The sequence below is a fragment of the Chryseobacterium sp. BGARF1 genome (genome assembly GCF_001677955.1).
GTDB lineage: Bacteria > Bacteroidota > Bacteroidia > Flavobacteriales > Weeksellaceae > Chryseobacterium.
This window is the reverse complement of record NZ_LELA01000065.1, coordinates 35,536-48,484: the sequence shown is the minus strand read 5'-3', so window position 1 is coordinate 48,484 and position 12,949 is coordinate 35,536. Positions and strand designations below refer to the sequence as shown.

12 protein-coding genes and 1 CRISPR repeat array are annotated in these 12,949 nt (G+C 33.1%); of the genes, 7 read left to right on the top strand and 5 right to left on the bottom strand.

From position 1 onward, the window contains the following. Positions 1-36: 36 nt before the first annotated feature. Complete coding sequence (locus AB671_RS12905) at positions 37-1,368, bottom strand: DcaP family trimeric outer membrane transporter (protein WP_066679664.1); 1,332 nt, start codon at positions 1,366-1,368, stop codon at positions 37-39. A 350-nt stretch (positions 1,369-1,718) separates the two neighbouring features. Then, positions 1,719-3,527 (bottom strand): translational GTPase TypA, encoded by a 1,809-nt coding sequence (typA, locus tag AB671_RS12900; RefSeq protein WP_066679607.1) that lies wholly within the window; start codon positions 3,525-3,527, stop codon positions 1,719-1,721. A gap of 356 nt (positions 3,528-3,883) precedes the next feature. Here typA and AB671_RS12895 point away from each other — a divergent pair, with 356 nt between their 5' ends. Beyond that, entirely contained in the window at positions 3,884-6,289 is a 2,406-nt protein-coding gene (locus tag AB671_RS12895) for a hypothetical protein (protein ID WP_066679606.1), read from the top strand. Between the two features lie 65 nt (positions 6,290-6,354). Here AB671_RS12895 and AB671_RS12890 read toward each other — a convergent pair whose 3' ends face one another. Then, complete coding sequence (locus AB671_RS12890) at positions 6,355-6,720, bottom strand: DUF1294 domain-containing protein (RefSeq protein ID WP_228390959.1); 366 nt, start codon at positions 6,718-6,720, stop codon at positions 6,355-6,357. Positions 6,721-6,727: 7 nt separating this feature from the next. On the opposite strand from AB671_RS12890, the gene AB671_RS12885 reads away from it, so the two are divergent. Beyond that, positions 6,728-7,084 (top strand): hypothetical protein, encoded by a 357-nt coding sequence (locus AB671_RS12885; RefSeq protein ID WP_066679663.1) that lies wholly within the window; start codon positions 6,728-6,730, stop codon positions 7,082-7,084. Between the two features lie 30 nt (positions 7,085-7,114). Beyond that, positions 7,115-7,546: direct repeats of the CRISPR family, unit length 47 nt; unit sequence GTTGTGAATTGCTTTCATTTTTGAGTATCTTTGAGATATAACACAAC. Between the two features lie 584 nt (positions 7,547-8,130). Here the strand turns inward: AB671_RS12885 and AB671_RS12880 are convergent. Beyond that, entirely contained in the window at positions 8,131-8,820 is a 690-nt protein-coding gene (locus AB671_RS12880; RefSeq protein ID WP_185114105.1) for a S24 family peptidase, read from the bottom strand. Between the two features lie 84 nt (positions 8,821-8,904). Between AB671_RS12880 and AB671_RS12875 the strand changes: the two genes are divergently transcribed. Then, positions 8,905-9,114: a hypothetical protein gene (locus AB671_RS12875; RefSeq protein WP_066679603.1), complete on the top strand. Its 210-nt coding sequence runs from the start codon at positions 8,905-8,907 to the stop codon at positions 9,112-9,114. Positions 9,115-9,119: 5 nt separating this feature from the next. Beyond that, positions 9,120-9,329, top strand: a complete 210-nt coding sequence (locus AB671_RS12870; protein ID WP_066679602.1) for a hypothetical protein — start codon at positions 9,120-9,122, stop codon at positions 9,327-9,329. Here the strand turns inward: AB671_RS12870 and AB671_RS12865 are convergent. Further along, positions 9,310-9,510 carry a hypothetical protein gene (locus tag AB671_RS12865; protein WP_066679601.1) on the bottom strand — a complete coding sequence of 67 codons (201 nt, stop codon included), beginning with the start codon at positions 9,508-9,510 and terminating at the stop codon, positions 9,310-9,312. The genes AB671_RS12870 and AB671_RS12865 overlap by 20 nt on opposite strands. Before the next feature lie 111 nt (positions 9,511-9,621). On the opposite strand from AB671_RS12865, the gene AB671_RS12860 reads away from it, so the two are divergent. Genes AB671_RS12860 through AB671_RS12850 form a run of 3 tightly spaced genes read left to right on the top strand, consistent with a single transcriptional unit; the run spans position 9,622 to position 12,948 of the window. Continuing rightward, positions 9,622-11,652 carry a hypothetical protein gene (locus AB671_RS12860; RefSeq protein ID WP_066679600.1) on the top strand — a complete coding sequence of 677 codons (2,031 nt, stop codon included), beginning with the start codon at positions 9,622-9,624 and terminating at the stop codon, positions 11,650-11,652. A gap of 1 nt (position 11,653) precedes the next feature. After that, on the top strand, positions 11,654-12,517 hold the full coding sequence (locus AB671_RS12855) for an ATP-binding protein (protein WP_066679599.1): 864 nt from the start codon (positions 11,654-11,656) through the stop codon (positions 12,515-12,517). Beyond that, on the top strand, positions 12,514-12,948 hold the full coding sequence (locus tag AB671_RS12850) for a hypothetical protein (RefSeq protein WP_066679598.1): 435 nt from the start codon (positions 12,514-12,516) through the stop codon (positions 12,946-12,948). The genes AB671_RS12855 and AB671_RS12850 overlap by 4 nt, the downstream gene beginning before the upstream one ends. The last annotated feature ends 1 nt before the right edge of the window (position 12,949 follow it).

Here is a 12,949-nt window from a genome sequence, read left to right as displayed (position 1 = left end):
TAATTAATTTTTCATTTAAATTGTAGAAATATTTTTTTAGAACATAAAGAATGTAGCCAAATGGAAACGATTGTTTTTTGCATTGTACTCATTGCCAATTCCTCGTCCGTTATTTTGAGCATCACCCCATCTTGCTACGGTATTTTCAACTTCAAATCTCAGTTTAATTGTTTTGCTTAAAGACCAATCTACTCTAGGAACAACTCTCCAAAGCTGGTCTACACTTCTTCCGCCTGGTGTTGCAGAAACGGCTCCCCAAGAAGACGTGACGCCATAAGTTGTCGCCACTCTTCCTTCAACCGGATTATTAGCACCTTTATTCTGTACAATTCCGGCATACAATCCGAAGGCAACTTTCTTTTCGGTAGTTTGTTGAAAATCAATCCAGGCACTTCTTGTATTCATTGTTCTGAACAGGTCATAAGTTCCCGGTACAGAATATCCTACAAAACCACCCAACATTACCAAAGAAGCAGCATTTTGAGCCATCATTGCCGAAGCACTGATTGTTAAAGGTTTTGTAATAACTTTTGCATAGGCCAAAGCAGTAAAACTTTTTACTGTTTCGTTATTTACGATTGGAGGATTTCCAGAAGATAGCTGAGGTCTTAACACTTCATATTGACCTGCAATTCCTGCAACAAATTTTGCCGATTTATATTGAAATTGTAAATGTGAAGAAGGAACTCCGCTATCTCTGTAAGGCGTTGTATTTGGCGTAAAATCTCTCTGTGAATTGATGGCTGCAATAACCTTAAAGTTGTCACTTAATTTCTGAGTCAATCTAATTTGTGGATTTCTGTTTAAGGCAAAAATTGGCGAACCGGTACTGTAATTTACCACATTAGGAAGACAGTCTAAGATTACCATAGGATGCCAATATTGACCAATTCCCAATTGTGTTTTTTCCCAATCTAAAGTAACATAAGCGTGACGAAGTCTTAATTCATTGATTCCGGCTTCTGTCGACCCGAAAAATTCCGCTTCTAAAATTCCGTTAGTTTTTGCGCCTAAAACATCCGGACCTTTTACGTTAATCCCTGCACGTGACAACACAGATAGCATATGAAATTTTGGAGCATCATTAATATCTACTCCATTGATGTCTAAAGCTCTGTCTCTTGGATACAGTGGAACAATATTTTCTCCGGCACCGATATTCTGTCTGGTGTCGTAAAAAGCATCATGCCTTATAAATCCGTAGAAACTTACTTTTACTGCAGTTTCTTTAGGTATTTCTGCTGTTTTCGTCTGAATTGTTGTGAGTGAATCTGATGTTAATTTCTGTCCTGAATTTTGCTGAGCTGCAACGTAGGTTCCAGACAACAGGCTCAAACCGGCAAATAATTGCATAATCTTTCTATCCATTACTAATTTTAAGTTGAGTTTAATTTTCCATTGCTTCGGTTCCAAACATACAATAATTTTTAAAACTAACAACTGTTCGTTAGTAAAACACACCACAACCTATTTATTAACTAATCAACAAAAGCAAATTTATCTTTAAACAATTCACAATTAAAACAACTAAAAGATACTGAAAAACTACCATTTACAAGAATAATCAACAAAAATGAAAACAGAAAATAAAACTATATTAACTTAGCAAAGTTTTCGAAATTTAAATTAAAACAATTAGAAAAACTGACAAAAATCATAAATTTAAGCACAAAAAAAGCCCCGAAAATCGGGGCTTTAGATATATTTAAGAATTTAGATTAAGCTTTTGCTCCTCTTTCAATTCTTTTTCTTTCTTCTTCAGAAAGTACTTTCTTTCTCATACGGATGAAGTTTGGAGTTACCTCGATTGCTTCATCAGCTTGGATATATTCCATACATTCTTCAAGAGAGAATAAGATTTTTGGTGCAACACCTGTATCTTTATCTTTACCTGAAGCTCTCATGTTGTTCAACTGTTTTGCTTCAACGATGTTTACTACTAAGTCTCCTGGCTTGTTTTGCTCACCGATAACCATACCTGCATAAATCTCCTCACCCGGATCAACATAGAATTTACCTCTATCCTGAAGTTTAGCAATAGAATATTCTGTAGCTGGACCTTGAGTCTTAGAAATCAATACCCCGTTGCTTCTTCCTGGAATAGCTCCTTTGAAAGGCTTATATTCAGTGAAACGGTGTGCCATAATAGCTTCACCCGCAGTAGCTGTCAACATCTGAGAACGCAATCCGATCAAACCTCTTGAAGGAATTTCGAATTCCATGTGCTGCATTTCACCTTTAGTTTCCATAATGTGAAGGTCACCTTTTCTCTGAGTAGCTAAGTCGATCACTCTTGAAGCAAATTCTTCAGGAACATCTACTACCAAAGATTCGTAAGGCTCCAACTTCTCACCATTTTCACCTTCTTTCAAGATAACCTGTGGCTGACCAATCGTCATTTCGTACCCTTCTCTTCTCATTGTTTCAATTAAAACTGATAAGTGAAGAATACCTCTACCGAATACCAAGAAAGTGTTTGCATCATCAGTTTGCTGAACTCTTAATGCCAAGTTTTTCTCTAATTCTTTAGTTAATCTTTCTTTTAAGTGATTAGAAGTTACGTATTTACCATCTTTACCAAAGAAAGGTGAATTGTTGATTGAGAAAGTCATGTTCAATGTAGGCTCATCAATTGCAGTTCTTGGCAATGGCTCAGGATTTTCAAGATCTACGAAAGAATCTCCAATCTGGAAAGCATCGAAACCTACTACAGCACAGATATCTCCAGCTTTTACTTCAGTTACTTTTTTCTTTCCTAAACCTTCGAAAACGTATAATTCTTTTACTTTTCCTTTTACAACTTTTCCGTCTGCCTGAGCAAGACCAATCCATTGAGATTCTTTAATTTCTCCTCTGATTACTTTTCCGATTGCAATTCTTCCTAAGAAAGAAGAGAAATCAAGAGAAACAATCTGCATCTGCAAGTTACCCTCCTCTACTTTAGGCTCAGGAACATATTGCAAAATACCGTCTAGTAATGGGAAAATATTGTCAGTTTGCTCTAATGAAGTGTTGAACCATCCTTGTTTAGATGAACCGTAGAATGTTGGGAAATCCAACTGCTCTTCAGTAGCTTCAAGGTTGAAGAACAAATCAAATACCTGATCGTGAACTTCTTCAGGACGACAGTTTGGCTTATCAACTTTGTTGATTACAACCAAAGGTCTAAGACCTAATTCTAAAGCTTTTTGCAATACGAATCTTGTTTGAGGCATTGGTCCTTCGAATGCATCTACCAACAAGATAACACCATCTGCCATTTTCAATACTCTTTCTACCTCACCACCAAAATCGGCGTGACCAGGAGTATCGATAACGTTAATTTTTGTATCTTTATAAGTAACAGAAATATTTTTTGATAAAATGGTAATTCCTCTTTCTCTTTCAAGATCGTTGTTATCCATTATTAATTCTCCACTTTCCTGATTTTCTCTGAAAATGTTTGTAGCATGAATAATCTTATCAACCAAAGTAGTTTTACCGTGGTCAACGTGTGCGATAATCGCAATATTTCTAATGTTTTGCATGAATGATTTTTACGGGTGCGAAATTAGCGATTTTTAATGAATTAACCACTATCAATATTTATTTATTAACAAATTCATAATGAATGAATTCCATTTTAAACATCATTCTACTCTCAAACTCACCAGTTGACAACAGCCTACTTTACAGCTTAGTAAGAGATTATATATTTTTAAAATTGTCTAAAAAGAGAAATTAAATCACATATAATCCTTTAAAATATTCAGTATAAATAATTTTGTCAATTATAAAAAAACTTGAAAACCTCTCTGATAAATTATTAAATCATAAAGTATACTAAATATTTTATCAGGCAAACAGTTTTCACTTAATTTGCATAATATTAATGTAGTAGAACATGAAAAGAATAATTACATTCTGTTTTGTTTTGGCATCTTTCAGCCACATCCACTCACAACAATCTGCCGATAAGGCTCTTCAATATATTAACGAAAATCTTTCACAGGAAAATATTTATATCCTTACAGATAAAGATCTTTATCTTTCGGGGGAAACATTGTGGTTTAATGCTATGGTTTTCAGAAACTTTAGCATATCCGATCTTTCAACCAACTTTTTCATTGAGCTTTATGACAAAAGTAAAAAGCAAATTCTGAAAAAAAGATTTCCTATTTTTAACGGAGTTGTTCAGGGAAGTTTTCAGATTCCTGAAAGTTTGAGTGAAGATGTTTATTTCGTGAGAGCTTACACTCCGATGATGAGTAATCTAAAGGAAGATTTTCAGTATATAAAGCAAATACCTATATACAATCCTTCTTCGCCTAAAAAATTAGTTACAGATAAATCTTCTTCGTGGTCTGCAACAGTGCATCCGGAAGGAAATTCTTTTATTGCCGGAAACCAGACTAAAATAGCTGTGCGTCTTCATAATACCGGAACTCCACCCTCTCAATGGGACGGGTATGTAATTGAAAAAGACCATCCTGAAAAGAAAATCAGCACTTTTAAAGGTTTAGACGGAAATGTTGGCGTTTTCTCATTAAGCCCTGAAAAAGATAAAATTTACGAAGCAATAATTACAGATAATAACGGTTTACAAAAATCTGTCGCACTTCCGAAAGTTTTAGAAAAGGGAGTAAGCCTACAGGTTATCAGTGAAAAAGAAAATATTAAATATAAAATAAAAAACACTGGCGAAAGTATTCCCTATTACACTGTTATCGCCAATATCGGTGATCAGTTGGTTTATAAAGCAAAAGTGAATCAGTTAAAAGATGCATTTCAGGCGATACCCACCAATCAGCTTATCAACGGAGTTTTACAACTTACGGTATTTGATGATAAAGAAAATGTATTGGTAAGCAGAATGTGTTTTGTAATGCCTCAGCATCTAAATATTGCCGCTCCTGAAATAAAGCCTGAAATAGTCAGTGCAGAAAAGAGAGCTTTAAATTCTTTAGAAATTAAGCCTCTTAAGGATATCATCAATTATTCTGTAACCGTATTTGATTCTGAGTTTAAAAAATCTTTGCAGGATGAAAATCTTTTAAGCTCATTATGGCTTACAGGTGTTATCAAGTCTAAAATCGACAAACCTGCACAATATTTTACCGAAAAAAGAAATACAGAAGCACTTGATGCTTTATTGATTTCTGAACAATGGAAATCTTTCGACTGGAAAGAAATCATAGCAGGAAATTACCCTTCTATCATCAATAATCCTTCTAAATACATTTCATATAAAGGAAGAGTAACACTTAATGCAAAACCCGCATCTCAGCAAAATCTGCTCATGCTTATAGACGGAGGTAAATCAGGGAGCGAATTTTTTCAGGTTGAAACAGACAGTAACGGAGAATTTTTCTTCGACAATATGCTTTTCGAAAAACCTATTAAAATCACTTATCAATTAAACGGCGCAAATGCAGCTTTAAAAAGCCGAACCAATGTTTACGTAAATCCTACCAATACTTTTATTCCATTAAAAAAAGAGCTACCAGCTATTGAAGGATATCAATTGGTAGACAGAGCATCAGATTCATCACAACCCGCAGAGATTAATAAAATAATAGCAGCTCAAAAAGCAAAAAAAGAATATGATGAAAAAATAATTACCATTGAAGAAGTAAAATTAAAAGCTAAAAAGAAAAATCTTACGGCTGAACTAAACAACAAACTGAGTAGCCCGCTTTATAGAAGCATGAGTGAGACCGTTTTTGATTTTATCAATGAAAATCAGTCCGCGAGTTCACAAAATATATTACAATGGCTACAAGGTCGCGCTGCCGGATTAACAATTAGTTACGAAAATGGAATTCCAACTCCATACATCCGTCAAGCAAAAGCGAATGTTTATCTGGATGAAATGCTAACTGATGCTAGCACCCTTACTGGCTTATCTTCAGATAATATTGCTATGGTAAAAATTATTAAAGACGGTGCAATTGGTATGAGTGGCGGTGGTAGTGGCGGTGTACTTATCTATACTAAAAGAGGAGATACCAAACCTGTAACCAAAACAAACTCACTTTCAGAAATGGTGAACCTTAACTTTTTTGTTATGGAAGGTTATAATCAATCTGAAGAATACCCTGATTCTGATTACGGAAATTCTGAATTGTCTAAGATAAGCAGTGACTACAGACCTGTACTCTACTGGAATCCCAATATGGAAATAGATTCAGACACTCCTGCAAAGGTTGATTTTTATAATAATGATACTGCAAAAAAATTCCGTTTTCTAATTTTGGGATTTGATGCTGAAAAATACACTCCTGTTTATTACGAAAAGCTTTTGCCTTAATTATTTTAAGTATCAAAAATTTTAACTTACAGTTCTTTAAATTATTTTAAGGAACTTTTTTTATTTTAAAAGTAAAATTGTTTAAACTTTTTATAAAAAACTACCAATATGATTTGAAGAACAAGTATTCCAAAAAACTTTGCAAGAAATATTTTTTTAGAAATCTTATGCCTGAATATCATCATACCCATTACCGCACCCAAACTACCTCCGAAAAAACTTAGCATAAGAAGCGTATTTTCAGAAATTCTTCTTTGATGCTTTATTGCTTTTCGTTTATCTGCAAAAAACACAAAAAAAGTTAAGAGATTGATGACAGTCAGTAAATAAAAAATCATTGGTTTATAATGTTTGTTAAAGATACGTGAATTCGCACAAGAAATTCCATTTCCTAAAGATTGGAAAGGTTTTTCTATTTTTGTAATTCTCAAAAAAATTATGACAATACACGATTTGATAGGAAGTTATTCTATTCAGGGAAGCAATCAGGTAGAAAGTGATGAGGTTACTTACCAAGGAATTCTTACCCTATCTCTGGATGAAAACAACAGAATCATTGCTGAATGGATGATTGATGACCACATCCAAAATGGAACAGGTTTTTATAAAAATGAAATTTTAGTCATCAATTTCAATTACAAAAGTGATGATGAAATGATTTATAAAGGAGTTGCTGTTTACCATTGCATTAATAAAAATGTACTAGATGGCTTCTGGTCTGAGAAACACGGCAACCCACTCTATCTTGGAAGTGAGTACTGCGTAAGAATCAACACCTCTGAATTTTTGAATTAATATTTTAAATATTAAGCGTTGAAGCTTTAATATTCTAATTGCTTTCATTTTTGAGTATCTTTGAGATATAACACAACCTGGCTGAATTACGATTTAGATATAGTTGAGTTGTGAATTGCTTTCATTTTTGAGTATCTTTGAGATATAACACAACTATTTCCAACTACATCAGTACAAGTTTTACGTTGTGAATTGCTTTCATTTTTGAGTATCTTTGAGATATAACACAACAGTGTAGAAGCAATGTCAAAATCGATTTGAGTTGTGAATTGCTTTCATTTTTGAGTATCTTTGAGATATAACACAACCAATCGGCCAACAAAATGTTTATCACTGGTGTTGTGAATTGCTTTCATTTTTGAGTATCTTTGAGATATAACACAACAGAATTTCGTTGAATACATCGCAAAAAATAGTTGTGAATTGCTTTCATTTTTGAGTATCTTTGAGATATAACACAACTTTCAATACCATTGCTTTGAATGATACTGTGTTGTGAATTGCTTTCATTTTTGAGTATCTTTGTAGGGGCATGAAAATAAAAGGTCAAAAATAAAAAACGAAAAAAAACTGCAAAGTCTTTTATTCATAGGTGTTTACAAGAAAAAAAGAGACAATTACAAAAATGGTAAAAAGTAAAATTAAATACCATTATCTACTATTTTACTACCATCCTACAAAGCTTTAAATACCATAATTTAAACGCAAATACCATTATTACAGCAAAACGCCCGAAAACTGCATTATAAATAGTTTACGGGCGTTTTTTTAGTGTTTAATAAACCTTTTAACAGACCTTAAAACAATATTTCATCAACTTTACAAAATATTAAATAGTTTAGTTAATAAAACAACTTAAAGTTACATTAAGGGTTACATTAAGGGTTACAGAATTGTGCAAAAAAATCATTCAGTAAATAGTAAAATCACATAAACAAATTGTGTATTTATATAAAACAATGTTCAGTTGATGGGGGTATGATGAGTTAAAATAATTAAAACAATCAATCAATTACCTGCAAGTCAGTGAGTTATATTTATTAATTTTAATAAAGAGTATTAAATCTAACACTTGCTTTAACAAGAGCTAAAGCTTTAATGCTTTCAACAGGAAATTCGGTACTTTGATGATGTTGATTGTGAGAAATTAGTTCGATATATCCTTCACGAGATGATTTCTTTAGAAATTTACAGAAGAAATACTCATCCCCATTGTGTTCCAAGTAAATTAGATACATTTCACCCCATATAATATTATATTTATCTTGAATTGTCTTATACGCAACAATATCGCCGCTTTTTAAAAGCGGATACATAGAATCTCCTCTAATATACAACGCTCCATCACATTTAGGGAGATTTGGTATTGTTATGTGATCTATTGGCACGCTCTGCGGATTCTTAGTGAAAACTTCAAAAACACCTGCTGTTGCTTCCAAATCATACAAAGGCACTGTATTGCCATAGCTGATATCCGATTCCATACTTTTAGAATGGTGGAATCTTTCTTCAATTGCATATAGATTCGCATTCTTCAACATATTTCCTTTCCCAGTAAGCAACCAATTAGCATCAATCTCTACACACTTCGTTGATATCACTGAATAATCAATACTATTTCTTGATTTCCAATTAGAGAGTGTTTGAGGCTTAATATCTAAAAATTTAGCAAAATCAGAATCAGATTTTAAATTATAGTAAGATTTTATTTCATTAAGAATCAAAGTGTTATCCATAAACATAAACTAATTGTGTATTTTTACTTGTTTTAATAAACATTTTGTGTATATATTTGTCCTATACAAAAGACAAACAAGACAATGAACAAAACTACACAAAAAAAGACAAGCTACAATACGGTTATCCTCAGTGTTCTTGCTAATAAATACGGGTTCTCGATTGATTACATCAGAAAATGCTTGCGTGGTGATCGTACAGGATTGATGCCGGATGAATTGAAAAAGGAATATAATTCTTTAGAAAAAATAGCTAAAGATGCTATTGAAATACAAGCAAATCAATTAAAATAAAAACTATGAAAAAATTATTGCAAAACATTTTTTGTTACAAAAACATTGAAGTAACTGATGCAAATACCGGACGCAAAGAAATTGCACAGTATAGAATGATATTAGGCTTTCCCTTTAAAATCACTTATGCTCCGGTAGATACATCAAAATCATCAGATTATATAATTAATGAAATAACAGTAATTATAAGTAATACTACTCCTGTTTTGGAATAGATTTTTTTGCGACATCGAAATTTTCTTTCGTTTTTTTTAAGATTCTTTCTTTGACTTCATCAGTTGATACATTTTCAAGTTTTGAAACAACCTCACAATAATCATCCAAAATCGCCTTTGACATAGCCCAACCAGTTAAATAACGACTGAATTGCTCTGTAATAGCATCTAAATTACTCATAACTATATTTTTTGTTAGCACTCAAATATAGTGAATTTCCCGCCACGGCTTTGTGTGGTTTCGACACCATAGCGGGAACTAATTAAAAACTATTTAAATACCGTTTAAATAATGTTTGAATACTATAATAACACTTTATGCGTAAAAGGAAACTGGCTTGCTGATGTAGGTATAGTTACTGCTAACAGTCTTAAAATTCTTGCACACAGAGGGCAAATAAAACGTGCGAGAATGGGTAAAGGTCTTGGTAACTGTGCTCTTTACATATATGCAAGCCTTCCAGAGCGGTTCAAAAATATCATTGAACACGATTTAAAAATCAATCCTTATGAGCAAAAAAGCACAATCAATTTTTCAGATTACTTAGAATCGTCTGAGATTGCATTAGCATATTTTTCTAATTACGAGCTTGAAGATGGGAGATATTTATCAGAAGCCAATTCAGACATTGTTGAAGAATACACAGCAAATGTGGTTGTATTTAATGCAATTGAAAAAGTTATCGGAAAAGTAATATCAGCTAATCCAAAGATTAATAAAGCCGAATTGTGGCAAAGAATTACGGATTCTGTTCACTCAATTAGCGATGATTTAAGAATTCGCTATCCTTTTGACCTTCCGGAAAATTCGCAGGCATTAAGAGCGAAATATGAAGCTTGTTTATTAGATAAAACCTCAAAGCGTTATCCACGTCCGGGAATGGAAGGTTTGATTCACAGTAACTATTGCCACACAAACTCACTGAAAATTACGGATGAAGTCGGCGAATGGCTTATAGCATACTACTCACTTCCTATTAAATGCAGTATTCCGGAATTATTAATTGCTTACGAAAAGAAAAGACCAATCACCGGTTTTCCAAAATTATCGGAAAGCGGAGTTTTAAATTTCTTGATGAAGCCTGAAAATGAAAGGATTTGGTTAATGGCTCGTGATGGGAAAGAAGCTTGGTTAAATAGATTTGGTCACACCATCAAAAAGGATAAGGAAACTTTATTCCCGAATGCTCACTGGGCGATTGACGGAACTAAATTAGACACCATTCACGTAAAAGACAGTAAAAACAAAATGGGAGCTGACATGAATATCGATTGTGTAATTGATGTTTACAGTGAAAAAATATTAGGATGGTCATTTTCAGAATCAGAAACACATGTTGATCACTTCAAGGCTCTAAAGATGGCAGTAAATACTGCATGTGCAAAACCATATCTATTTACTTATGATGCGCAATCAGGTCACAAAACAAAAAAAATGCAGGAGTTATATAGCCGTGTAGTTTCAGGAGGAGGTACGCATTATCATCATAAAGTTGGAAGAAAATCAAATCCTATAGAACAGATATTTGATAGGTTTCAAATGCAGGTCATCAACAAAAGGTGGTTTTCAGATAAGCAGAGCATTAAATCGAAAAGAAGTCGCTCACAGGTAAATGTGGATTTCATTAAAGAATTTAAAGGAGCGCTACCTACCAAAGAAGAACTTTACAAACACTTCATAATTATGGTTGACGAATGGAACGCAATGAAGCATCCACGTTATGACAAATCAAGAAATGAAGTTTTTAATATGAAATCGGAACATGAGAGGGAATTAGATGCATTTGAACAGATATCTATGTTTTGGCTGAATGAAACTACTCCGAAAATTTATAGAAGAGAAGGGATGAAGTTTACAAACTTGGGAATAGATTATGAATTTGAGGTTTACGACACTGATGGCAATGTTGATATCGATTTCCGAAGAAAAAGAGTAAATACAAAGTTAATTATTTCCTACGACCCTGAGTATTTGAACGAATATATCAAACTCTACGAGTTAAACGAAAAAGGGCAAAAGGTTTTTGTTGCCTATGCTCAGAAAAAGAGAGAACACAGCCAATCACCTATCATTCGTAAGGCTCAACAGGACGAAAAAATGAGAGCTGATATGAATATTCGAGATATTGAAATGATGCGAGATTGGAATGAATATCAAAAAATAGCAGAACGTACAGGGATTACCCGTGAAAATCTAATTGATGAACAAAATTCAATGATTGAAAATAACTGGGAACTGGAAGCTAAATTGTCTGCTTACACTACTAAAGATGAACAAATTAAGACCAATAAATCAATTTTAGAAAAAATAAAAATAATGTAATATGGAACAACAGGAAAAAATAAAAATAGTTGAACTACTCAGAAAATTTGCCGATAAAAAAGGAAGCCAAAACAAAGCAGCTACTGCACTAAAGGTATCTTCTGCTGTTGTTTCTCACCTATTGAGTGGTAATTGGCAGCCCTACACAGATGAAATGTTTAGAAAAATAGGTGCTCAGGTTGGTCATAATGTTTTCACTTGGAAATTTGCGAAAACGAGTAATTCTGAAAAACTATTAAATGACCTTTATTTTGCTAAAACTTCCGCAAAATTACTGACAATTATCGCACCTGCTGGAAGCGGCAAATCTGAAACTACTAAAAAATTCGCAGAAGAAAATCCAAATGTTTTCAGGGTTGAATGTGGGAAATATTGGGATGCTAAATTTTTCTTAGCTCAAATTCAGCAACAGATGAATATTACATCAGAAAGCAACAACCCTGCTTATATGCTTGAGGAAATATTTCAGAAAATTTTAAAGTTAGAAGACCCTCAAATCATAGTTGATGAAGTTGATAAGCTTAATGACAAAGTATTACCCTATCTCATTACATTTTACAATCGTCTTTTTAAAAAATGCTCTATTGTAATACTTGCAACAAATCACTTAGTAAAAATGATAAATGATGGTGTAAGAAAACAAAAAAATGGCTACAACGAAATAAAATCACGATTCGGCAGATACTACGAATTTGAACAAACGACTGCTGCCGATGTTAAAATTATGTGTGAAACTCAAGGATTAACAGATTCAGATACAATTCAAATTATCGCAAAAGAATCAAGAGGAGATTTCAGGATTGCAAGAGACCTTATTGAGGAGGTAATAGAAGATTATAATAAAAAATTAATAACAGCATCATGACAGAAGAATACAGATACCATCCGGAAATTAATGGTTTAAAAGTAAATCAGGACGGCTCAAAAATACTACTTAATGAATTGCCTGTAGAATTAAAAGTGAGAAAAACCGGAAAGCATCCTTTTAAATTCTTGCTTTTTAAACAACATCAAATAGGTTTAGCAAGATTAGTTTTAGAATGTTGGAGCGGAATGCCACCCGAATGCAGACTAACCGCAAAACATATTGATGGTGATTACACCAATTATCATTACAAAAATTTACAATGGGGAACAAATGGCGGAAACGCTAAAAATTCACCAAAATTAAACCCTCAACAGAAAAAAGAGGTATTACAAAAAATTGCTGAGGGAATTGGAGATTCAGCAATTGCAAAAGAATACGGAACATCCCGAAACGCAATTTTTAACCTCAGAAAAAAACAAGAAAAATAAT